We start from the raw sequence: 20,774 nt of genomic DNA, 5'->3' as shown, positions 1-20,774 counted from the left end.
ATCGTCAGTCGCAGAGCCTGCGGTCGCCGTCGCTGAGACTGGTGGTGTTGGTGATGTTTCTGAGCGTCAGTTCGCGCGCGATGAACGCCGACGTATAGGTGATGTCGCGCTCCGTGAAGATCGGCGCGATGCTGCGCAGGATGCTGCTCCTCACCGGGAAGAACCACGGCGTGTAGCGATAGGTCACCTCGGCAACGAGAACGTTGTTGGGGTCCGTGACGATCATGCCGTTCACTTCGTCGATCGTGTCGTCGTCCTCGCCGTCGCCTTCCTCGCCGATTTCGCTCGCCCGCGCGAGGTCGCCTTCGCAGCGCTGCCAGCGTATCCAGTGCCCATCGTCATCGGCATTGCGCGTGACGGAACTCAGCACGATACGGCCGTTCGTGTCGAAATCGTCGAACGATGCCGACATCTGCGAACCCATGAACAGCGTGTTCACGTCCACTTCGTCGATGCTTGACCGATAGCGTGCGGCGAGATCGGCGGTCGATGTCGCGATGCGCGAAAGCTGCTGATGGGTCAGCGCAAGGTGGACGAGTTCCAGCCCGCCGAGCAGCGCGACCATCAGGAACGGCAGCGCAAACGCGAACTCCATGAACGCGACACCGGACTCGTCATCACGAAGCTGTGCCCGAGCCTTTCGAAAGAGGCGAACCCGTTTCGTCGTCATGCGGGAATGCACTCCTCCTCGGGGGCGGGCACCTCGATATTGCTGAACGGCTCGTTCTTGATGACGGCGTTCGCCCTGATCGTCATGTCTGCATTGCCGCCGTTGATCACACCCGAGGTCAGCTTGAAGATCATCGGGTAAGTCACTGTCACGCCGTAAAAAAGGATGTCTTCGGCATTGCCGAGATCGTCGCTGCCGCGATCCGCATCCCACTGCTCGTTCCCGTTGATATCGATGTAGCAATCGCCGGGCCCGGGCTCGCCGCCGAGCGGTGCGACATCGGAAGAAAGCGGCTCCGGCTGGCCCACGGCTCCGAAGCTGGAGTAGCTCTTCCGATCGATCTCTGCGTGGGCGCCCTTGATCTGCCCGATCTTCGCATCGAGGATCGCGTCGAGTTCCTCCGGCGTCGAACTGCCGGTCGCAGCGAGGCGCGAGACTTCACGAAGCGCGCCTTCCACGTTCGATTTCGCATAGGCGAGATAGCCGAGCTCGATCCCGCCCATCAGCAGCGTCATCATCGGCAGGCTCAGCAAGGCGAACTCGATGATGTAGCTGCCGCGTTCGTCCCGGCGGAGACGGCGAAGCGGGTTGCGAGGGCGCATCATGGCGGGCCTACTTCGACACGCGCAGATAGCCGATGTTCTGCGCGATCTTCTGGAAAGCCTCGTTCAGATCTTCGGCGGTCTCCGCAACGTAGGCATCGTCTGGGGAGCTTGCGCATTCCTTGATCGCATTCTTGTCGGTCGTGCCGATCGACGTGGCGAAAGCGACAGTCGCAACCTTGATGCCCTGCATCTGGGCCGCTTTGCAGATCATGAGGAAGCGCCCACGATGCTCGGCCTTGGGTTCCGTGGTGTTGGATTTCGTGCGATGATCCCAAAGATACTGGCTATAAGCCGAATAGCTGATGCCGGGATCGATTTCACCGTCGGACATGAAGACGAGATAGCGGTTGACGCCGCGTTCTTCGCCCGTGTGCCCGGGCGCAAGGTATGTGCTGTCGTTCGGGAACGGTGCGCCGGGGCTTATAAGGGCCAGACCCCAGTACATGCCGAGGTCGTGATAGGTGCCGCCCGTAGGCTTGAGGGCATCGATATAGCTGCCCAGCGTCGTCACGCCGTCCGCATCGATCTGCGTAAGGAGTTTCGCTTCGTTCGGGCAATTCTTGTTGGGCCCGGTCGTGGCCACGCCGTCCTTGTAATGGCTTGACGCTGTCAGGCTGGAGTAGCTCGTATCATAGCGCACCGCCTTGCTCGTGTAGGTGCTGCTGTCATTCTGCATGCGCCAATTGAGATTGGCCCAGGGTTGCTTCGTAATGTCCATATACGTCGCGTTTGGCCGATACTTGTTACCGGTCACAGTGACGCCGCCGACCGAGGAACCCGACCAGGGCGAAGCGAAGTACGGCCGCCATTTCGGCGCGACCTGTCCGTCGATCTCCGCGCCCGGCACGGCGTCGATGACATCCCATGCACCGGCCGGAATGGTCGTGTAGGGAGCGCTCGATGCATCGATGGTCGTGACGGTGCTGCGGGCCTCGATGCAACCTTTCCACGCATACGGGTTGGCAGGCGTCGTTTCCGCAAGCCCGAGGGAAACGAACTGGTCGAGGTCCAGATTTTCGTCGTCCCAAGAGCCCGTCACGGCATAATTCTTCCAGGCGTATTTTCCGCTCACGGTCGCCATGTACGGCTCACCGATATTCGTCGAGTACGGCTCACCCGAGTAATCGATGTAGCTGGGGTTTTCAGCGTAGAGCAGCTTGCCGATGTTCACGCCCTGCGAATAGGGAACGATGCCGACGCGCACACGAAGCCCGCTGCTGCTCAGCTGATCCTGAAGTTCTTTGAGGATGTCGAGAAATTCCTTCGAGGCATCCTGCAGCGCGATCATGCGCTCGTTGTCGCTGCCGCTGCCACTATCGATATCCCATGCCATTGATCCGGTCACGTCAACGACGAGAACGACATCGACATTCACGCCGGAGCGGCGCGCCGAGCACTCGGCGTTGATATCCATCGACTGGATGCCCGCGATGCGCAGCAACTGTGTCGAGATCGTCGTGGCGAGCGTGATCGTGAGCTCACCATCATCATCGACTTGCGCGGTGCGTGTGATCTCGCCCGTGTCGAACTTGCCTTCGGGGAAGTTGTAGTCGAGGAACTTCTGGATTTCCTGATCGGCGGTCGAATTGTCGAGCACGGTGCCGCCGGCGTCGGTATCGTCCTTCGTCATCACCTTGCGTCCCGCAAGCGCAGCCGCGTCGCAGGCTTGCGCGAGCCGGGCCTCGGCCATGTAGGCGCGGGTCAGGTCCACGCCGCCGCCGATGGCGCCGACGAGCGGTATGACGGATGCAGCCACGATGGCGAGTGCGTTGCCTTTCTGGTCGCGTCTCAGGCGCGAAAGAAAGGTCGACGACTGCATGGCTTTCATGCGATTGCCCGGCGTATTGCTGCCCAGCGACATAAGTGTTCACCCCCGTGCACCGCCTGAAAACAGGCGCATGATCAAGGATGCATAACGGGAAATGCCTAAGAAGCCGTTGAGGTGACTGGTTAATGACAGACGGGATCGGCGGAATTCCGGGCGTTGCCGAAACGATTTCCGAAGCGCAAGCCTTTGTGCGGGCCGAAGATCGGGACCGCTATGTCGCGACGCTGTTCGCGCCGGCCGCCGCAAGGCCGCAACTTTTTGCGCTTCACGCCTTCGATCTTTCGCTCGCCGAGGTGGTACGCACGACCACCGAACCGCAGATCGGCATGATCCGGCTCGCCTGGTGGCGCGATAGCGTCGAGCGCGCCCGCGAAAAGCCGGTTGCGGGGCAGCCTGTCCTTGCCGCCGTCGCTGCCGCGGCGCTGGACCCGGAAGGGCTCGCGGCGCTCGCAGAGGCGCATATGGACGTGCTCGACGGCGCTGAAATCGGCGAGAGTGGCGCGCAGCTTTTCCGCTGCGCCGCCGTCCTGCTCGGAGCGGAAGGTAGCGCCGAACTTGCCGAAGCCGGCCGCTTCTGGGCGCAGGCGAACGCGCGCCGCCGGGGCGCGGAAGTTGCCGTTTCCATGCTTGATAAGATGCGTTTCGCGCCCGCTGTCCGGCCCGTCACCGCGCTTGCCGCCGTCGCCCGGCGCGATGCCGCCGACAAACGCGAACCGCGCGGCGCAGCCGGACGGCAGTTCGCGATCCTGCGGCACGTGCTGACAGGGAAAGCGTGACAGCGCCGAAACGAACCCGTTAGGCTTCGCGCTTCGAGTCGCGTCGAGGGGGCAGGGATGACGATGGTTTGGCGCTGGGCGGTCGGCGGGATTGCGGTGACATTGCTTGTGGCGGCCGCGTTTGTGGTGAGCGGGGACGACGAGCCGACAACCCCGCCGCTTCCCGAGCCGCCTCCAGCCGTTGCCGCCGCCGCGCCGCTTCCCGAGCCGCCGCAGGCGAGCGAGGCGACGCGGGAGGAGAAGCGTTTCCGCCGCTACGACCGCGACCGCAACGCCAGCGTCAGCCGCGATGAGTATCTGCGTTCGCGCCGGCAATCGTTCGACAGGTTCGATACGGACGGCAACGGTGTCCTCAGCTTCACGGAATACGCCGTGAAGCAGAATGCGCGCTTCGATGATGCCGATGCCGACAGGTCCGGCGAACTCGTTGCCGCCGAGTTCGAAAAGACGCGGACGGTGCGCGCTGCCGCGAAATCGAAAGCCGAATGCGGCTGCGCTGACTAAACCGCTTTGGCCGCGATCCATCCGTCGAGATCGGCAAGCGCCCGCTCCGCATAGGCCGCTTTGCGCGATTTCTTGGGAACACGCGCGTCGAACGGCGGGAACAGGCCGAAGTTCACATTCATCGGCTGGTAGGTTTCCGCCACCGCCTCGCCCGTGATGTGCGCAAGCAGCGCGCCGAGCGCTGTGGTGCGCGGCGGCAGATCCGGCGCGGTGCCGTGTGCGTCGGCTGCCGCGAAGCGCCCTGCCATCAGGCCGACCGCGGCACTTTCGATATAGCCTTCGCAGCCGGTGATCTGCCCGGCGAAGCGGATGCGCGGATCGGATTTCAGGCGCAGGCTGCCGTCGAGCAGCACGGGTGATTTGATGAACGTGTTGCGGTGCAGCCCGCCCAGCCGCGCGAATTCGGCGTTCTCCAACCCCGGTATCGAGCGGAAGATACGCACCTGCTCGGCATGGCGCAGCTTCGTCTGGAAGCCGACCATGTTCCAGAGCGTGGCGGAAGCGTTGTCCTGGCGGAGCTGGACGACGGCGTAAGCCTTCTTTCCCGTGCGCGGGTTGGTGAGGCCGACCGGCTTCATCGGCCCGAAACGCAGCGTTTGGGGGCCGCGCTCTGCCATCACCTCGATGGGCATACAGCCTTCGAAATAGGGGGTGTTCGCCTCCCATTCCTTGAACACGGTCTTCTCGCCGGTCATCAGCGCGTCGATGAAGGCGCCGTACTGCGTCTCGTCCATCGGGCAATTGATGTAATCCTTGCCGTCGCCCTTGTCGTAGCGGGACTGGAACCATGCGGTTTCCATGTCGATGCTGTCGCGGTGGACGATCGGCGCGATTGCGTCGAAGAAGGCGAGGGCGTCTTCGCCCGTCTGCGCGCGAATGGCTTCTGCGAGCGGGGCGGCGGTCAGCGGCCCGGTCGCGATGATCGTCTGGCTCCATTCGGATGGCGGCAGGCCGTCCACGCGTTCGCGGCGGATTTCGATCAGCGGCTCGGCTTCGATGGCGGCGGTGACGCGCGCCGAGAAGTCGTCGCGGTCCACGGCAAGTGCCGAGCCCGCGGGCACCCGCGCCGCGTCTCCGCAGCCGAGGATCAGCGAGCCGAGCCGCCGCATCTCCTCGTGGAGCACGCCGACGGCGCTGGCATTCGGATCGTCGGAGCGGAAGCTGTTCGAGCAGACGAGTTCGGCAAGCCCGTCGGTATGATGCGCGTCCGTCCCCTGCACGGGCCGCATTTCGTGCAAAACGACAGGAACGCCTGCGCGCGCGAGCTGCCATGCGGCTTCCGAACCTGCGAGGCCGCCGCCGATGACGTGAACATGTGTCTTCATGCGCGCGGAGATATGGGGAAGGGCTGCCTGCGTCCAGTGTTGCATGGCCACGCGGTCTTTGCGATGAGCCTTGCCGAATGTCGCGCCACATCCTGATCGTCACGGGGCTGTACCCGCCGAACGCCCCCACGGCGACCGTGCGCGCGCCGAAGTTCGCGCGCTTCCTGCTGGATCGCGGCCACGATGTCCGCGTGCTTTCCGGCCAGAATCTGCAGTTTCCGGCGGCGGTCGATCCCGAAATTCCGCCAGAGCGCATCACCGCCGTGCCCTATGTGCGGCGCGGGCGCGCGGCACCGATGACGGAAGCTGACCAGCCGAAACCCGGTGCGAAGGCCAGCGTCGAAACCGCCGCGCAGCCGGGCGGGCTGCGGCGGCTGATCTGGCAGCTTTCCTACCTGCCCGACCCGCATGTCACCTGGATCGAGCCAGCGGTGGCGGCGGCGCAGGCTTCGGACTGGAAGCCCGACGTGATCTTCTCGACCGGCCCGCCGCATTCGAGCCACATGGCCGCGGCGCGGCTATCGCGTGCGTGGGGCGTGCCGTTCGTGGCCGAACTCCGCGACCTCTGGGCGGACAATATCTACCAGAACGAAAGCTTCGTCGCGAACCGCGTGAACCGCTGGATGGAGCGGCGCGCGCTATCGAAGGCGGCCGCATTGGTGGCGGTGACAGAGGGCAGCGCCGAAATCCTCGCGAAGCGCTACGGCAAGCCCGTCATCTGTGCTGCAAACGGCTACGATCCGGCCGATTTCGTCGGACTGGAGGATACGCCAGCCCTCGATGAACAGCGTCTCACCATCGTCCACGCAGGCTCCACCTACAACGGCGGCCGTTCGCCGGAACCCCTGCTCGCCGCGCTCGCGCTGCTGAAGCCCGATCCTGCAAAGCTCGTCGTCCACTTCTGGGGCGAGGACAGCCACGTCCCGATGGCGATGGCCGAGCGCGCAGGCGTCTCGCATCTGGTGCAGGCGCATCCGCCCATCGGGCGCGGCGAGGTGCTGCGCATCGAGCGCGCGGCGGATATCCTCCTGCTGCTGCGCTTCGCGACGGAGGGTGAAAAGCACGTCGTCGCAGGCAAGCTCTACGAATATGTCGGCGCCCGCCGCCCTATCCTTTGCCACGGCCAGCAGGAAGGCGAAGCGGCGGACATCATCCGGCGCACCGGCATCGGCCTCGTCAGCAACGATCCGGCGGCGATCGCCGGCTGGCTCTCGGAAAAGCTGGCCGAGCGCGCGAACGGGCGGCTTCCCGACCTTCCCGCAGGCGCGGCCGATGGGCTGACGCGTGCCGCGCAGTTCGAAAAGGTCGAGGCAATCCTTTCAACGTCGGCTTGATTTGTCATGATTTGTCATGATACATCTTCCTGACGGAGAAAGATCATGTCGACAATCCCTCGGGAAAAATTCGCCACGCAGGTCAACACCGAAATCCTTTCGGAGGTGAGGGAGCTTGCGCAGCGCGAAGGGCGGCAGATTCAGGCGCTCGTGGATGAAGCGCTGGCCGATCTCGTCGAAAAGCATAACCGCGCCAGGCCGCGCGCGCACGTAATGGCCGCCTATCAGGGTAGCCATGCCCGCTTTGCCGAGCTCTACAAGAATCTCGCCAAGTGACCGATTATCTGAGGCTGGCTGATGTGCTGGCGATGCATCAGGATCAGGTCGAGCGGTATGGCGGTGCGCATGGGCTCCGCGATCCCGGTTTGCTCGAAGCGGCGCTGTTTCGTCCGCAGACCGGCTATTACGCCGATCTGATCGAGGAGGCTGCAGCCTTGTGGGAAAGCATGGCGCAGAACCATCCCTTCGTCGATGGAAACAAGCGCACGGCTTTCGCGGCAATGTATACATTCCTCGCGATCAACGGCGCGAATTTGAACGCTGAAGCGGATGAAACCTTCCGGTTCATCAGCGGGCTCTACGAAACAGGCACGTTCCGCTTCGAAGAGCTCGTGGTGTGGCTGCGCGCCCGCGTGGAGCTCGGATAGTCACCCAATCGTAACGCTGGCCTTCACGCGCGCGCGCATGTAGAGACCTAACGGCATACCAAGAACAAATCCCCGAGAGCGTACAGGAAACCGAGTGGACGCCCCAGAGACCAGCGGCGCCGAGCCGTCCGATATCCGCCCCATCTCCATCGTCGAGGAGATGAAGACGAGCTATCTCGATTACGCGATGAGCGTGATCGTGGCGCGTGCGCTGCCTGATGTTCGCGACGGTTTGAAGCCCGTCCACCGCCGTATTCTCTACACCGCCTACGAAAACGGCTTCACGTCGAACAAGCCGTATCGCAAGTCGGCCCGCATCGTCGGCGACGTGATGGGTAAATACCACCCGCACGGCGACAGCGCGATCTACGACGCCTTGGTCCGCATGGCGCAGGATTGGTCGATGCGCGTGCCGCTGATCGACGGTCAGGGCAACTTCGGCTCGATGGACCCGGATGCTGCCGCCGCGATGCGCTACACCGAATCGCGCCTCGCCAAGGTCACCGACGAGCTGCTGACCGATCTCGACAAGGATACGGTCGATTTCGTCCCGAACTACGACGGCTCCGAAAGCGAGCCTTCGGTGCTTCCGGCGCGCTTCCCAAACCTGCTGGTGAACGGCGCGGGCGGCATCGCGGTCGGCATGGCGACCAACATTCCGCCGCACAACCTCGGCGAGGTCGTGGCGGCGGCGGTGGCGTTCATCGACAATCCGGCGATCACGGTCGAGGAGCTGATGGAGTTCGTGCCGGCGCCGGACTTCCCGACCGGCGCGATGGTGATGGGCAAGGGCGGCCTGCTCAGCGCCTACACCACCGGGCGCGGCTCGGTGATCATGCGCGCGCGCAGCGTCATCGAGGATCGGCGCGGCGACCGCCGCCAGATCGTCCTCACCGAAATTCCGTTCCAGGTCGGCAAGGCCGGCCTCGTCGAGAAAATCGCCGAGGCGGTGAAGGACAAGCGCATCGAGGGTGTCTCGGACATCCGCGACGAATCGAACCGCGAAGGCGTGCGCGTCGTCATCGAGCTGAAGCGCGATGCAACCCCGGAAGTGGTGCTGAACCAGGTCTACCGCTTCACTCCCGCGCAAACGAGCTTCGCCTTCAACATGCTGGCGATCCGCGGCGGCCGCCCGGAGCTCCTGAACCTCCGCGACATCATCGCGGCGTTCATCACCTTCCGCGAGGAAGTGATCACCCGCCGCTCGAAGTTCGAGCTGAACAAGGCGCGCGACCGCGCCCACATCCTGCTCGGCCTCGTCGTCGCCGTGTCGAACCTCGATGAGGTCGTGCGCATCATCCGCGGCAGCTCCAACCCCGCCGAAGCGCGCGAAACCCTGATGGCGCGCGAATGGGCGATCGGCGAGATCCGGCCCTATCTGGAGCTTGTCGAGGCCGTGGAAGACGCCGTCTACGGCGACACCTACAAGATGAGCGAGACGCAGGTCCGCGCCATTCTGGACCTCCGCCTGCACCGCCTTACCCAGCTCGGCCGCGACGAGATCGGCGCCGAACTCAAGGAACTCGCGATTTCGATCGCCGAGCTGCTCGCCATCCTCGGCGACCGCGCGAAGCTCTACGCCGTGATGCGCGAGGAACTCGTCGCCGTCTCGGAAGGCTACGCGACACCCCGGCGCACCGAAATCGTGCCCTACCTCGACGATATCGATGATGAAGACCTCATCGAGCGCGAGGAGATGGTCGTCACCGTCACGATGGGCGGCTATATCAAGCGCACGCCGCTCGATAGCTTCCGCGCGCAGCGGCGCGGCGGCAAGGGCCGCTCCGGCATGAACACGAAGGATGAGGACGCGATCACGAACCTGTTCGTAACGCTGACCCATACGCCCGTGCTGTTCTTCTCCACCGCCGGCAAGGTCTACCGCATGAAGGTGTGGAAGCTCCCCGAAGGCGCGCCGCAGGCGCGGGGCCGGGCGATGGCGAACCTGCTGCCGCTGGCGGACGGCGAAGTCATCTCCACCGTGCTGCCGCTCCCGGAAGACGAGGCGGAGTGGGGCAAGCTCCACGTGATGTTCGCCACCGCGAAGGGCACCGTGCGCCGCAACTCGATGGATGCGTTCACGAACGTGCCCTCGAACGGCAAGATCGCCATGCGTTTCGACGAGGACAGCGATGATCGCCTCATCGGCGTCGCGCTGCTCACGGAGGACGACGATGTTCTGCTCGCCACCCGGCAGGGCAAGGCGATCCGCTTCTCCGCGACCGACGTGCGCGAGTTCCAGAGCCGGACGTCTACGGGCGTGCGAGGCATGACGCTGAAGGGCGATGACGAGGTGATCTCGCTCTCCATCCTGCGCGGCTTCGCGGCGACCCCGGACGAGCGCGAGGCTTACCTCCGCGCCGCACCGTGGAAGGACAACGAGAACGAGCCGACGCTGCCCGCCGAGCGCATGGCGGAATTCAAGGCTGCCGAGGAGTTCATCCTCACCGTCTGTGCGAACGGCTACGGCAAGCGCACGTCCGCCTACGAATACCGCCGCACGGGCCGCGGCGGGCAGGGCATCGGCAACATCGACAACATCGCCCGCAACGGCCCCGTCGTGGCGAGCTTCCCGGCGCACGACGGCGAGCAGCTCATGCTCGTCACCGATCAGGCGAAGATGATCCGCCTCGGCCTCGATACGCTCCGCGTCATCGGCCGCAACAGCGCCGGCGTGCGCCTGTTCAACGTCGCCGACAACGAACACGTCGTCTCCGCCGCCAAGATCGAAACCGACGGCGAGGACGAAGGTGAAGGCGAGGGCGAAGGCGAAGGCGCCGAGGAAGCAGAAGCCGCTCCCGCCACGGAATGAGCCCCACCGCCTACAAGATCCTCACCCGCGAGGAGTGGGAGAGGCTGAAAGGCGAGGGGGCATTCGCGGGTGCGCCCGTGGACCTCGCCGACGGCTACATCCACCTCTCCGCACCCGATCAGGTTGCAGAAACGGCGGCCAAGCACTTCGCGGGCCGGGATGATCTCGTGCTCGCCGAAGTCGATCTCATCAAGTTGGACGGCGTGAAGTGGGAGCCGTCGCGCGGAGGGCAGTTGTTTCCGCATGTGTATGGGCCGCTGCCGCTCTCCGCCGTCATTCGCGTGCAGGCGCTAAGGGTGACGGGGGAAGTGGTGGAAAGAAATGAGCTACGTTAGAAGATAAACCTGAAGTGTAATTCAATTTTCTGGTCGGCAATTTTTCGGAGATGATGGGGTGGACTGTTGCGGCAGTGCATACCCCACAGTCGATTGTGCGATGATGTCATCTTTGCTGTCTTGCCATATACGAACATCAACGGTCGCGAGCCGTCGTCCCAGTTTCAAAAGGCGCGCATCGGCAAAGATCGTCTGAAATTTGCAGGAGCGCAGGAAGTTGATGTTGAGCGCGTTCGTCACGGCCATGGCTTCCGGTCCATGGTGCGCCGCGATGATGGCGTAGGCCGCGACGTCCACCAGCCCCATCAGCGTCGGCCCGGAAACGATGCCGCCGGACCTCAACATAGACTCGTCGGGGTCGAGCCGCATCCTCAGATGGTTGAGCGACAGCATGTCCACCGTGCCCAGCTTGGCGCGGACCTCGGCAGGAAAGGCGTCGTGAAGGAAGGCCGTAACCTGTTCTTGCGAAAGCCGGAGCTGGAGCGGCGCGTGATTGGTCGAGGGATTCATACGGCCCTCATATCGCAAGCCAACTAGAAATGGGCAGGGTCAAAGAGACCGGTCGCCTCTGGCGGGTTCGTCAGCAATTTTTTGAAACAGTCGCCGTGGGCCGACCAGACCTGCCACTTATCGTTGGCGGCTGTGGCCGTTATTGAAACTGGATCGGTAGAAGTTGCCTCGATGGGCTGCGCGCAGAAGCAACATGGCCCAAACTCCACCTTCACTTCGGCCTTTCTGACTGCCTTCCGGCTAAACGCTTCCTGCAACGTGTCCTACCTCCCCTCAGCCTCCAGCTTCTGCCGAACGCCCACGAAAATCAGGATTTGCCCCGCCGTATAGAGCGGCCAGATGAAGAGGGTCGCCTGATCCGGGGCCATGCGACCGCCAAGGCGTGCGAAGATGAAGGCGTCGGAGGCGAGGAACAGGATCGCGCCGATGCCCGTCCGGTAGCGCGGGAAGCGGCTCGTCCACGCGGCCGCTGCCATCGCTGCGAGCAGGAAACTGTAGAGTGCGATCCCCGCGTTTGCGGCCGGTCCCGCGATTAGGTAGAGGAAAGGGGCCGAGAGCAGCAGCGCGAGCGCCGCCCCGCGCTGGCTGATGGGCATCGGTCCGGCCCGCCGGTTGCGAAGGTAGAGCCAGATCGCGACCACATGCCCTGCGGCGAACGCCGCCGCGCCGATCATCAGGTCGAATTCGAGCAGCATGTCGCCTAGCGCGCCGAAGGCCATGACGCCCGCGAACAGCCAGCCGTCGGTGCGGCGCGCGGCCGTAGCGGCGGCGATGGCGAGGATCGTGAGGCAGGCGCCTTTCAGCGCGACGTGCGCCGCGAACGGCAGCCCCGCGTTCATGGCGAGGAAGTAGGCCGCCGCAGCGATTGCGGCGAGGCTTGCGGGAAGCGCGATGCGTTGAGCCATGGCAGGATCACCCCCGGGGATCGAGTCGTGCTATGGATTTAGCAGATTATCGCGCGCTTACACGCCTGAACGAGGTTCAAGCGCGGTTCACCATGGCTGTGCCATCCATGCATCGCATCAAGGCTTGACGCAGACCGTCACGGGCGCGACATGCTGCGGCGGCATATTCGGCTTTTCCCGGCGATTTCCGGGAACTTGCACTGGGGAGACTGGACGGATGAAGATGGTTTCACGCACGGCGCTCGGCTTCGCGCTTGCACTCGGCATTGCGAGCGGCGCCATGGTTGCGCCCGCGATCGCCAAGGAGAAGGACAAGAAGGAAGCGGGCCCCGAGCAGCGCAAGTTCAAGTTCTCCAAGAAGGCGCAGAAGGCGCTCGGCGAAGCGCAGGCAGCGCAGCAGAAGGGCGACAACGATACGGCGCTCTTGAAGATCCGCGAAGCTGAAGCTCTCGCGGAGACGCCGGACGACAAGTACATGGCGAACGCGCTCAAGATCAACGTGGCGCTTGCGAAGCAGGACAATGCGATGCTTGCGGAGGGCCTGCAGGGCTCGATCGACAGCGGCAGCACCACGCCGGAGGAAAAGCTGAAGTTCCAGCGCAGCCTCGCCGCGCTCGCGGTGCAGAAGAACGACGTGCCGGGCGCGATCAAGGTGTATGAAGCGATGGCGGCCGAGCATCCGAACGATGCCGATATCGTCGTCGGTCTCGGCGAGATGTATAACCGCGCCGGCCGCACGCCGGAGGCTGTCGCCACGATCGACAAGGCGATCAAGGCGAAGCAGGCGGCGGGCCAGCCCGTCGAGGAAAGCTGGTACAAGCGCGCGCTCGCGCTCGCCTACGACGGCAAGCTTGCGAACCAGGTGCTTCCGGCGTCGCTCGCGCTCGTGCAGGCCTATCCCTCGCCGACGAACTGGCGCGATGTGCTGGTGATCTTCCGCGAAACGTCGGGTCTCGACGATCAGGGCAACCTCGATGTCATGCGCCTGATGCACGACACGAACGCGCTCACCGGCGAACGCGACTATTTCGAATATGCCGAAACCGCCGACAAGCGCGGCCTCGCGGGCGAAGCCAAGAGCGTTATCGATGCGGGCACCGCGAAGGGCGCGCTCTCCACGAGCAAGGCTTACGTGAAAGAGCTGGTGAACATCGTCACGCCGAAGGTGAAGAGCGACCGCGCTTCGCTGCCGGGCCTCGAGAAGGAAGCGCGTGCCGACAAGACCGGCCGCATGGCGAAGGCCACGGCGGACGGTTACCTCGGCTATGGCGAGAACGCCAAGGCGGCCGAGCTGTACTGGCTGGCGCTGCAGAAGGGCGGCGTCGATGCGGCCGAGGTCAACACCCGCATCGGCATCGCGCTCGCTCGCAGCGGCGACAAGGCCGGCGCGGAGACGGCCTTCAACACGGTGCAGAGCGGCAAGCGCGCCGATATCGCGAAGTTCTGGCTCGCGCACCTGAACAGCAAGGGTGGAACGCAGACGGCATCGACCGTGAACTGATCCACCTGCGGACAGCTTCGAAAAGGGCGGTGCCTCGGCGCCGCCCTTTTTGTTTGCGGCGGCGGTCGGGGCTATATAAGCCGGAATACAGCAAAATGATCCACGCAGCCCGCATCGTCTCCCTCGTCTTGCTCGCCCTGCTCGGCGCCCTCCCGGCACGGGCGCAAGGCGCGCCCCCCGTCGTCCTCGCCGCCGCCTCGCTGCAGGAAGCGCTGGGGGAAGCGGCGGACGCCTGGGCGAAGCAGCGCCATCCGCGCCCCGTGCTCTCGTTCGCCGGCTCCTCGGCCCTCGCGCGGCAGATCGAGGCAGGCGCCCCCGCCGATCTCTTCATCTCGGCCGATGAGGCGTGGATGGACCATCTCGAAAAGCGGAGCCTCCTTGCATCCGGCAGCCGCCGGGTCATCGCGGGCAACCGGCTGGTCCTGATCGCGCCTTCGGATTCGTCCACCACACTCAGGATCGCCAAGGGTTTCCCGCTCGCCCGCGCACTCGGCACCGGGCGGCTGGCGATGGCCGATCCCGCGGGCGTTCCCGCGGGGCGCTACGGCCGTGCCGCGCTCGAAGCGCTCGGTGTTTGGTCCGCGGTCGAGCCGCGCGTCGTCAGGTCGGAGAACGTCCGCGCCGCACTTGCACTCGTTGAACGCGGCGAGGCGCCGCTCGGCATCGTCTACACGACCGATGCCGCCGCGTCGCGCAAGGTCCGCGTGGTCGGCGTGTTCCCGGCATGGAGCCATCCGCCGATCCGTTATCCCGCCGCACGGCTGAAGACGGCAAAGGCGAAGGACGCCGCGGCCTTCCTCGCATTTCTCGGCTCGCGTCAGGCCCGGGCCATTTTCGCCCGGCACGGCTTTTCCGCACCCTGATGCTCTCGCCCGCCGAGCTTGAGATCCTGCTGCTGACGCTCAAGGTCGGTATCACGGCCGTGCTGGTCACGCTGCCCATCGCCTTCGCGTTCGCGTGGCTGCTCGCCCGCGCGACCTTCCCCGGCAAGGTGCTGCTCGACGGCCTCGTGCACTTGCCGCTCGTGCTCCCCCCGGTCGTCACCGGCTGGCTGCTGCTGCTTGCGTTCGGACGGAACGGCCCGGTCGGCGCATGGCTGGAAGACTGGTTCGGCATGACGGTAATGTTCCGCTGGACCGGTGCCGCAATCGCTGCTGCGGTGATGGCACTGCCGCTGATGGTACGGGCGCTGAGGCTCTCGATCGAAAACGTCGATCGCGGCCTCGAAAGTGCTGCGCGCACGCTCGGTGCAAGCCGGTCGCGTGTGTTCTTCTCGGTCACGCTGCCGCTAGCCGTCCCCGGCGTGCTTGTCGCCTCGGTGCTTGGCTTTGCGCGCTCGATTGGCGAGTTCGGCGCAACGATCACTTTCGTGTCGAATGTGCCGGGCCAGACGCAAACCCTGCCGCTCGCCATTTATAGTGCTCTTCAGCTTCCGGGCGGGGAGGGGCAGGTGCTTCGCCTCGCCGCCATCGCCATCGCACTGTCGCTGGCGGCGCTCGTCATCTCCGAAATCCTGGCGCGCCGTGCCGCAAGGGGGCGCCATGTCCTTTGACGTCGACGTTATGCGCCGCGTCGGCGAGACGCAGGTATCCGCCAACTTTTCAGGAAGCGGGCTCGTGGTGCTCTTCGGCCCGTCTGGCGCAGGCAAGACATCGGTGCTGAACATGGTGGCCGGCCTGCTCACACCCGAGCGCGGCCATGTCCGTATCGGCAGGGAGACGCTGTTCGATGCCCCAGCTGTCAATGTCCCGCCAGAGCGTCGCCGGCTGGGTTATGTGTTCCAGGATTCCCGGCTTTTCCCGCACCTGCGAGTGCGCGAGAACCTGCTCTACGGTCACCGCCTCGCGCGGCCGGAGGACCGCTGGATGGACTATGACGACACGGTTCGGCTGCTCGACATCGCGCACCTGCTCGATCGGTGGCCAAAGGGGCTTTCGGGCGGCGAAGCGCGCCGTGTCGCCATCGGCCGCGCTCTGCTTTCGGGGCCGCGCGCGCTGCTGCTGGACGAACCTCTGTCGTTCCTCGATCGCGCGCGCCGCGAGGAGGTGCTCCACGTCATCGAACGCATCCGCGATACGCTTAAGTTGCCTATCCTTTATGTCACACACGACGAGCGCGAGGTGGAGCGGCTTGCGACGCAGATCATCGAGATCGGCTGATGTCTGTTAAGAAGTTCTTTCCAATATGAAAGTAGATTGCGGCTGATTTCCAGGGGGAACTGGCCGTGACTTTTAAACTGTCGCTCGATCCGGGCGAAAAATTCGCCATCAACGGTGCCGTCATCGTCAATGGCGATCGGCACGCGGTGCTGACAGTCGATAATCAGGCCGGGGTGCTTCGCGACAGCGATGTCATCCGCGAGGACGAAGCGCGCACACCGGCGACGCGCCTGTATTTCGTCTGTATGCTCTCCTATCTCGATGCGGACGCGGCGGACAGCCACTATCCGCGCTTCAGCGAGCACATGGATGCGTTCATGGACGTCGTGGAAAACCCGCGTGTTCGGCTTATCTGCGCGCAGGTCAGCCTCGCGATGATGAACCGCGAATATTACCGTGCGCTCACGGGATGCCGCGAACTCATCGCGTATGAAACGCTGATCCTCGGCGATATCGACGCCGAGCAGCGGCTGCAAAACCGGGCATAATAGCTCGGCGTCCGTCGACGCCCGTCATGCGATCATGGAAAGCGTGCCGGCGAAGGCTTGGCAGGCAGGAACGCGGCCTCTAGCGTCGCATACATGCCCATATCCCGATTTTCTCTTTGGCTTCCGGCCCTTCTTCTGCTCGCAGCGTGCGCGACCGGTACGCGCGATGTGCCCGTCGTCATGCCCGAAGGCATAGCCGCGCACGTCACGGAACTGGCGTCGGACGCCTATGAAGGCCGCGCACCTGGAACGGCGGGCGAGGTGAAGACGCTCGCTTATATCGAAACGGCGTTTCGTGGTGCGGGGTTACTGCCGATTTCGAAGCAAAGCTACCGTCTGCCCGTGCCCTTGCTGAAATCTGAGGCGACTGTCGGCAGCATTTCGGTAGGATCCGTGATCGTAGAAAACGGCGAAACGGCGATGGTTCGCGCGCCGGTGACGCAGGCGAGCGCCGCTGCGAAGGGCGACATCGTGTTCGCCGGTTATGGCATCGTGCTCCCCGAACTGGGACGCGACGACTTCGCGGGACTCGACCTCAACGGCAAGATCGCGCTGATCTTCGCGGGCCTCCCCGATGGAGCCGTCGAGCCGTCGGAAGCCATGCACCGGCAATCTGCGCGCGCTACCAAGCTCGAGAACGCCGCACGTGCCGGCGCCGCCGGAGCCATTCTCCTTTACGATGCGCCACCGGAGGACGAAACTTGGCAAGGCGCGCGCATCGCTGCGGGCCGGGCCGAAATGCGGATCGACACACCGGCAGAGGGCAGAGCTCCCCTCTATGCCGTCGTTGGCCATGAAGCCGGAAGCGCTTTGGCGCGGGGCCTCGGCACAGACCTCTCGGCACTGAAAGCAGAAGCTACGACGGCGGGTTTCAAACTGAGAACGCTCGGTTCCGGTGCTCTTTCCGCCGAAAACCGAGTCACGCGATTCACTTCATACAATCTGGCTGGCGTGCTCCGGGGTCTTAAGCACCCGAACGAATACATCGTCTATCTCGCCCACTGGGATCACCTCGGTCACTGCGGAACCGGTGTCGACACGATCTGCAACGGGGCGGTCGACAATGCGAGCGGTGTCGGCGGCCTCATCGAACTTGCAGAGGCGTTTGCGAAGGGTAGGCGTCCCGAGCGCTCCGTGCTGTTCCTCGCTACGACCGCCGAGGAAAGTGGGCTGCTCGGCGGCAAGCACTTTGCGACGTCAGGCCCAGTCGATGCAGAGCGGATGGTCGCGGCGTTCGGCCTTGATACCATTGCCGCGAACGGCCCGTCCGACGATGTCATCGTGCTGGGGCAGGGGCTCACCAGTCTCGACACGCGGCTCGCCGATACTGCGAAGGCCCAAGGCCGCCGGATCATGGCGATGCCCGATGTCCAGAGTTTCTACGCGCGTTCCGACCATTTCGCCTTTGCGGAGGTCGGCGTGCCCGCCGTCATCGCAACGGGCATCTTTGCGGGCAGCGGGTTCGGCGATTACATGGGCAAGCATTATCACCAGCCCTCGGACGCGGTGACGCTGCCGATCGATTATCGCGGCGCGGCGGCCGACATGAACCTCCTGCTCGATGTTGGTCAGGGGCTCGCGAACAGCCGTGAATGGCCCACATGGACGAAATCGTCGCCATATCAGCGGCGACCGTAGCAATTCCCGGAAACCGATGGCATAAGCCCGCCACCTCGAAAATCGGCAACAAGGAAAACGGCATGGACATCCGGCTCGGACTCACTTTCGATGATGTCCTGCTGGTGCCCGGAGAGTCCGAGGTTCTGCCGAGCGAGACCGATCTCTCGACGCGCGTGACGCGCGAAATTTCCCTGAATGTTCCGATACTTTCCTCGGCGATGGATACGGTGACCGAGGCCGACATGGCGATCGTGATGGCGCAGGTCGGCGGGCTTGGTGTCTTGCATCGCAACCTGACGATCGAGGAGCAGGCGCAGGCCGTGCGTCAGGTGAAGCGCTTCGAATCGGGTATGGTGGTGAACCCGGTGACGATGCACGCGGACGAGACGCTTGGTGAGGCGCTCGACCTGATGAAGCGCCACCGGATCAGCGGCATCCCGGTTGTCGAGCGCAGCCCGAGCGGCCAGCCCGGCAAGCTAATCGGTATCGTCACCAACCGCGACGTCCGCTTCGCCGAGCATCCCGAACAGCCGATCAGCGAACTGATGACGAAGGACAACCTCGCCACCGTCCGCCCCGGTGTGACGCATGACGAGGCACGGCGGCTCCTTCACCAACGCCGCATCGAGAAACTGCTCGTGGTGGACGATGCCTATCGCTGCATCGGCCTCATCACCGTGAAGGACATCGAGAAGGCCGTCACCTTCCCGACGGCGACCAAGGACGCCGCGGGCCGCCTTCGCGTCGCTGCGGCGACGACGACGGGCGACGCCGGTTTCGAGCGCACCGAGGCGTTGATCGATGCCGATTGCGACCTCATCGTCGTGGACACGGCGCACGGCCATTCGGTGCGTGTCGCCGAGGCGGTGAGCCGCATCCGCAAGCTTTCGAACACCGTCCAGATCATCGCGGGCAACGTCGCGACGGCGGAAGCGACGCGCGCGCTGATCGACGCGGGAGCGGACGGCATCAAGGTCGGCATCGGGCCGGGCTCGATCTGCACCACACGCGTTGTCGCGGGTGTCGGCGTGCCGCAGTTCACGGCGATTCAGGATGCCGCCGAGGAAGCCATGAAATCGGGTGTTCCGGTGATCGCGGACGGCGGTTTGCGCACTTCGGGCGACATCGCCAAGGCGATCGCGGGGGGCGCTTCCGCCGTCATGGTCGGCTCGCTGCTGGCGGGCACGCAGGAGGCGCCGGGCGAGACGTTCCTGTATCAGGGCCGCACCTATAAGGCGTATCGCGGCATGGGCTCGGTCGCGGCGATGGCACGCGGTTCGGCGGACCGCTATTTCCAGCAGGATATCAAGGACCAGATGAAGCTGGTGCCCGAAGGCATCGAAGGTCAGGTGCCCTACAAGGGACCGGCGAAGGACATCATCCACCAGCTCGCCGGCGGTCTCAAGGCAGCGATGGGCTATACGGGCGCGCGCACGATCGCTGACCTGCAGAAGCGCGCGCGTTTCGTACGGATCACCAATGCGGGCCTGCGCGAAAGCCACGTCCACGACGTGACGATCACGCGTGAGGCGCCCAATTACCCGACCCGGTAAGGCAAGCCAGTGACGCCTGCCGCGCGCGTCGAGGCGGCAATTGTGCTGCTGGACGAGATCATCGACGCCGCTGCCGGTGGCGGCGCGGCAGCGGATACGCTCATCCAGCGCTACTTCAAGACACGCAGATATGCGGGTTCAAAGGACCGACGCGCCGTCCGCGACCTTGTCTACCAAGTCATCCGCGCGCTCGGTGAACGGCCGGAAAACGGCCGCGCCGCGATGATCGGTTATGCCCGCGCGGAAGCCCCGGCGCTGCTTGCACTGTTCGGCACGGACCCGCGCGGTCCGGTGGCTGTCGCTGAAGGGGAGCCGGCCGCCGCACTAGGACTCGCGCCCGAATGGCTCGCCGCGAAGTTCGCTGCTGAATATGCCGATGCGGAGACGCTGCTCGCCGCGCTCGCCGAACGCGCACCACTCGACCTGCGGGTCAACCGTTTGAAAACAACGCGTAGTGCGGTGTTACCGCTCATTCCGGGCGCCGTGCCGACCGTGCACGCGCAAGACGGCCTCCGCATGGTGGAGGCTCTCAATGTCGAGGACCTGCCCGTCTATGCCGATGGCCGCGTCGAGGTGCAGGACGAGGGCAGTCAGCTTATCGCCGCCGCCTGCCGTGCGCAGCCGGAGATGACAGTCGTCGATCTCTGCGCGGGCGCGGGCGGAAAGACGCTCGCCCTTGCGGCGGACATGGAAAACCGGGGCCGCCTCATCGCCTGCGACGCCGATCGTTCGCGGCTTTCACGCCTTGGTCCCCGCGCGGCGCGCGCAGGCGCTGTGAACATCGAAACACGTCTCCTTGATCCGGGCCGCGAGGCCGACGCGCTTGGCGACCTCTTCGGTGCCGCCGACGTAGTGCTCATCGATGCGCCGTGCAGCGGTACGGGCACGTGGCGCCGCAACCCGGAGGCGCGTTGGCGGCTTACGCCGCAGCGGCTAGCGCGGCTCACAGCACTCCAGGCCCATCTCGCCGATCTTGGCGCGCGCTTGCTGAAGCCGGGTGGCAGGCTGGTCTATGCGGTGTGCTCGCTGCTTCCCGAGGAAGGACGGCTTCAGGCAGAGGCCCTGAGCAGGAGGTATCCGGACCTGGCTCTTGATGGTGGCGGCGCGCAAATTCTGCGCCCCGACCGCGACGAAACCGATGGTTTCTTCATCGCAGGTTATGAAAAGTCATGCTAAAGCGGGCCTTAGGGGGAGTGACGTTG

Annotated in this window: 21 protein-coding genes; 15 read left to right on the top strand and 6 right to left on the bottom strand. The window is 64.8% G+C overall.

Features of this window, described 5'->3' with window-relative positions; genetic code table 11:
- Positions 1 to 4: 4 nt before the first annotated feature.
- Genes ACE3TJ_RS03530 through ACE3TJ_RS03520 form a run of 3 tightly spaced genes read right to left on the bottom strand, consistent with a single transcriptional unit; the run spans position 5 to position 3,136 of the window.
- The gene (locus ACE3TJ_RS03530; protein WP_374593898.1) at positions 5 to 670 is read right to left on the bottom strand and encodes a TadE/TadG family type IV pilus assembly protein; all 666 of its coding nucleotides are present in this window, start codon (positions 668 to 670) and stop codon (positions 5 to 7) included.
- A complete protein-coding gene (locus tag ACE3TJ_RS03525; protein ID WP_374593896.1) occupies positions 667 to 1,275 on the bottom strand; it encodes a TadE/TadG family type IV pilus assembly protein in 609 nt (202 codons plus the stop codon). Before ACE3TJ_RS03525 ends, ACE3TJ_RS03530 begins: the two co-directional genes overlap by 4 nt.
- Before the next feature lie 7 nt (positions 1,276 to 1,282).
- Positions 1,283 to 3,136, bottom strand: coding sequence for a pilus assembly protein TadG-related protein (locus ACE3TJ_RS03520; protein WP_374593894.1), 1,854 nt, complete (start codon positions 3,134 to 3,136; stop codon positions 1,283 to 1,285).
- A gap of 92 nt (positions 3,137 to 3,228) precedes the next feature.
- Between ACE3TJ_RS03520 and ACE3TJ_RS03515 the strand changes: the two genes are divergently transcribed.
- Both ACE3TJ_RS03515 and ACE3TJ_RS03510 read left to right on the top strand, forming a co-directional pair.
- Positions 3,229 to 3,879, top strand: a complete 651-nt coding sequence (locus ACE3TJ_RS03515; protein ID WP_374593892.1) for a squalene/phytoene synthase family protein — start codon at positions 3,229 to 3,231, stop codon at positions 3,877 to 3,879.
- A gap of 57 nt (positions 3,880 to 3,936) precedes the next feature.
- Positions 3,937 to 4,383 (top strand): histidine kinase, encoded by a 447-nt coding sequence (locus tag ACE3TJ_RS03510; protein ID WP_374593890.1) that lies wholly within the window; start codon positions 3,937 to 3,939, stop codon positions 4,381 to 4,383.
- Here the strand turns inward: ACE3TJ_RS03510 and trmFO are convergent.
- Entirely contained in the window at positions 4,380 to 5,708 is a 1,329-nt protein-coding gene (gene trmFO / locus ACE3TJ_RS03505) for a methylenetetrahydrofolate--tRNA-(uracil(54)-C(5))-methyltransferase (FADH(2)-oxidizing) TrmFO (protein ID WP_374599295.1), read from the bottom strand. The genes ACE3TJ_RS03510 and trmFO overlap by 4 nt on opposite strands.
- Before the next feature lie 77 nt (positions 5,709 to 5,785).
- On the opposite strand from trmFO, the gene ACE3TJ_RS03500 reads away from it, so the two are divergent.
- The 5 genes from ACE3TJ_RS03500 (at position 5,786) to ACE3TJ_RS03480 (ending at position 10,836) form a co-directional block, all read left to right on the top strand.
- The gene (locus tag ACE3TJ_RS03500; protein ID WP_374593888.1) at positions 5,786 to 7,042 is read left to right on the top strand and encodes a glycosyltransferase; all 1,257 of its coding nucleotides are present in this window, start codon (positions 5,786 to 5,788) and stop codon (positions 7,040 to 7,042) included.
- A 45-nt stretch (positions 7,043 to 7,087) separates the two neighbouring features.
- Positions 7,088 to 7,318 (top strand): hypothetical protein, encoded by a 231-nt coding sequence (locus ACE3TJ_RS03495; RefSeq protein ID WP_374593886.1) that lies wholly within the window; start codon positions 7,088 to 7,090, stop codon positions 7,316 to 7,318.
- The gene (locus ACE3TJ_RS03490; protein WP_374593884.1) at positions 7,315 to 7,689 is read left to right on the top strand and encodes a type II toxin-antitoxin system death-on-curing family toxin; all 375 of its coding nucleotides are present in this window, start codon (positions 7,315 to 7,317) and stop codon (positions 7,687 to 7,689) included. Before ACE3TJ_RS03495 ends, ACE3TJ_RS03490 begins: the two co-directional genes overlap by 4 nt.
- A gap of 160 nt (positions 7,690 to 7,849) precedes the next feature.
- Entirely contained in the window at positions 7,850 to 10,501 is a 2,652-nt protein-coding gene (gene gyrA, locus ACE3TJ_RS03485) for a DNA gyrase subunit A (protein WP_374599293.1), read from the top strand.
- Positions 10,498 to 10,836, top strand: coding sequence for a DUF952 domain-containing protein (locus ACE3TJ_RS03480; RefSeq protein ID WP_374593882.1), 339 nt, complete (start codon positions 10,498 to 10,500; stop codon positions 10,834 to 10,836). Before gyrA ends, ACE3TJ_RS03480 begins: the two co-directional genes overlap by 4 nt.
- Positions 10,837 to 10,857: 21 nt before the next feature.
- Here ACE3TJ_RS03480 and ACE3TJ_RS03475 read toward each other — a convergent pair whose 3' ends face one another.
- Entirely contained in the window at positions 10,858 to 11,346 is a 489-nt protein-coding gene (locus ACE3TJ_RS03475) for a PaaI family thioesterase (protein WP_374593880.1), read from the bottom strand.
- A gap of 263 nt (positions 11,347 to 11,609) precedes the next feature.
- Positions 11,610 to 12,251 carry a lysoplasmalogenase family protein gene (locus ACE3TJ_RS03470; protein WP_374593878.1) on the bottom strand — a complete coding sequence of 214 codons (642 nt, stop codon included), beginning with the start codon at positions 12,249 to 12,251 and terminating at the stop codon, positions 11,610 to 11,612.
- A gap of 217 nt (positions 12,252 to 12,468) precedes the next feature.
- On the opposite strand from ACE3TJ_RS03470, the gene ACE3TJ_RS03465 reads away from it, so the two are divergent.
- The 8 genes from ACE3TJ_RS03465 to ACE3TJ_RS03430 all read left to right on the top strand — a co-directional run bounded on the left by ACE3TJ_RS03465 (position 12,469) and on the right by ACE3TJ_RS03430 (position 20,748).
- A complete protein-coding gene (locus ACE3TJ_RS03465) occupies positions 12,469 to 13,752 on the top strand; it encodes a tetratricopeptide repeat protein (RefSeq protein WP_374593876.1) in 1,284 nt (427 codons plus the stop codon).
- 95 nt (positions 13,753 to 13,847) lie between these two features.
- The gene (modA, locus tag ACE3TJ_RS03460) at positions 13,848 to 14,615 is read left to right on the top strand and encodes a molybdate ABC transporter substrate-binding protein (RefSeq protein WP_374593874.1); all 768 of its coding nucleotides are present in this window, start codon (positions 13,848 to 13,850) and stop codon (positions 14,613 to 14,615) included.
- Positions 14,615 to 15,304: a molybdate ABC transporter permease subunit gene (modB, locus tag ACE3TJ_RS03455; RefSeq protein WP_374593872.1), complete on the top strand. Its 690-nt coding sequence runs from the start codon at positions 14,615 to 14,617 to the stop codon at positions 15,302 to 15,304. Before modA ends, modB begins: the two co-directional genes overlap by 1 nt.
- Positions 15,294 to 15,911: an ATP-binding cassette domain-containing protein gene (locus ACE3TJ_RS03450; RefSeq protein ID WP_374593870.1), complete on the top strand. Its 618-nt coding sequence runs from the start codon at positions 15,294 to 15,296 to the stop codon at positions 15,909 to 15,911. Before modB ends, ACE3TJ_RS03450 begins: the two co-directional genes overlap by 11 nt.
- 65 nt (positions 15,912 to 15,976) lie before the next feature.
- Complete coding sequence (locus tag ACE3TJ_RS03445) at positions 15,977 to 16,399, top strand: flagellar biosynthesis repressor FlbT (protein WP_374593868.1); 423 nt, start codon at positions 15,977 to 15,979, stop codon at positions 16,397 to 16,399.
- A 93-nt stretch (positions 16,400 to 16,492) separates the two neighbouring features.
- Positions 16,493 to 18,037, top strand: coding sequence for a M28 family peptidase (locus ACE3TJ_RS03440; RefSeq protein WP_374593866.1), 1,545 nt, complete (start codon positions 16,493 to 16,495; stop codon positions 18,035 to 18,037).
- A gap of 62 nt (positions 18,038 to 18,099) precedes the next feature.
- The gene (gene guaB, locus ACE3TJ_RS03435) at positions 18,100 to 19,572 is read left to right on the top strand and encodes an IMP dehydrogenase (RefSeq protein ID WP_374593864.1); all 1,473 of its coding nucleotides are present in this window, start codon (positions 18,100 to 18,102) and stop codon (positions 19,570 to 19,572) included.
- A gap of 9 nt (positions 19,573 to 19,581) precedes the next feature.
- Positions 19,582 to 20,748: an RsmB/NOP family class I SAM-dependent RNA methyltransferase gene (locus ACE3TJ_RS03430; RefSeq protein WP_374593862.1), complete on the top strand. Its 1,167-nt coding sequence runs from the start codon at positions 19,582 to 19,584 to the stop codon at positions 20,746 to 20,748.
- Positions 20,749 to 20,774 lie beyond the last annotated feature (26 nt).

It is taken from the genome of Sphingosinicella sp., assembly GCF_041916975.1.
In the GTDB taxonomy this organism is placed as follows: domain Bacteria; phylum Pseudomonadota; class Alphaproteobacteria; order Sphingomonadales; family Sphingomonadaceae; genus Sphingosinicella.
Note: the sequence above shows the minus strand (reverse complement) of the source record. Positions and strands in the feature narration are given on the sequence as shown.

What these genes read in the sequence shown, in the direction of transcription:
- guaB (WP_374593864.1), top strand. Translation starts at nt 18,100, where the DNA reads ATGGACATCCGGCTCGGACTCACTTTCGATGATGTCCTGCTGGTGCCC.
- ACE3TJ_RS03525 (WP_374593896.1), bottom strand. Translation starts at nt 1,275, where the DNA reads ATGATGCGCCCTCGCAACCCGCTTCGCCGTCTCCGCCGGGACGAACGC.
- trmFO (WP_374599295.1), bottom strand. Translation starts at nt 5,708, where the DNA reads ATGAAGACACATGTTCACGTCATCGGCGGCGGCCTCGCAGGTTCGGAA.
- ACE3TJ_RS03450 (WP_374593870.1), top strand. Translation starts at nt 15,294, where the DNA reads ATGTCCTTTGACGTCGACGTTATGCGCCGCGTCGGCGAGACGCAGGTA.
- gyrA (WP_374599293.1), top strand. Translation starts at nt 7,850, where the DNA reads ATGAAGACGAGCTATCTCGATTACGCGATGAGCGTGATCGTGGCGCGT.
- ACE3TJ_RS03440 (WP_374593866.1), top strand. Translation starts at nt 16,493, where the DNA reads ATGCCCATATCCCGATTTTCTCTTTGGCTTCCGGCCCTTCTTCTGCTC.
- modB (WP_374593872.1), top strand. Translation starts at nt 14,615, where the DNA reads ATGCTCTCGCCCGCCGAGCTTGAGATCCTGCTGCTGACGCTCAAGGTC.
- ACE3TJ_RS03475 (WP_374593880.1), bottom strand. Translation starts at nt 11,346, where the DNA reads ATGAATCCCTCGACCAATCACGCGCCGCTCCAGCTCCGGCTTTCGCAA.
- ACE3TJ_RS03480 (WP_374593882.1), top strand. Translation starts at nt 10,498, where the DNA reads ATGAGCCCCACCGCCTACAAGATCCTCACCCGCGAGGAGTGGGAGAGG.
- ACE3TJ_RS03510 (WP_374593890.1), top strand. Translation starts at nt 3,937, where the DNA reads ATGACGATGGTTTGGCGCTGGGCGGTCGGCGGGATTGCGGTGACATTG.
- modA (WP_374593874.1), top strand. Translation starts at nt 13,848, where the DNA reads ATGATCCACGCAGCCCGCATCGTCTCCCTCGTCTTGCTCGCCCTGCTC.
- ACE3TJ_RS03465 (WP_374593876.1), top strand. Translation starts at nt 12,469, where the DNA reads ATGAAGATGGTTTCACGCACGGCGCTCGGCTTCGCGCTTGCACTCGGC.
- ACE3TJ_RS03530 (WP_374593898.1), bottom strand. Translation starts at nt 670, where the DNA reads ATGACGACGAAACGGGTTCGCCTCTTTCGAAAGGCTCGGGCACAGCTT.
- ACE3TJ_RS03495 (WP_374593886.1), top strand. Translation starts at nt 7,088, where the DNA reads ATGTCGACAATCCCTCGGGAAAAATTCGCCACGCAGGTCAACACCGAA.
- ACE3TJ_RS03520 (WP_374593894.1), bottom strand. Translation starts at nt 3,136, where the DNA reads ATGTCGCTGGGCAGCAATACGCCGGGCAATCGCATGAAAGCCATGCAG.
- ACE3TJ_RS03470 (WP_374593878.1), bottom strand. Translation starts at nt 12,251, where the DNA reads ATGGCTCAACGCATCGCGCTTCCCGCAAGCCTCGCCGCAATCGCTGCG.
- ACE3TJ_RS03515 (WP_374593892.1), top strand. Translation starts at nt 3,229, where the DNA reads ATGACAGACGGGATCGGCGGAATTCCGGGCGTTGCCGAAACGATTTCC.
- ACE3TJ_RS03500 (WP_374593888.1), top strand. Translation starts at nt 5,786, where the DNA reads ATGTCGCGCCACATCCTGATCGTCACGGGGCTGTACCCGCCGAACGCC.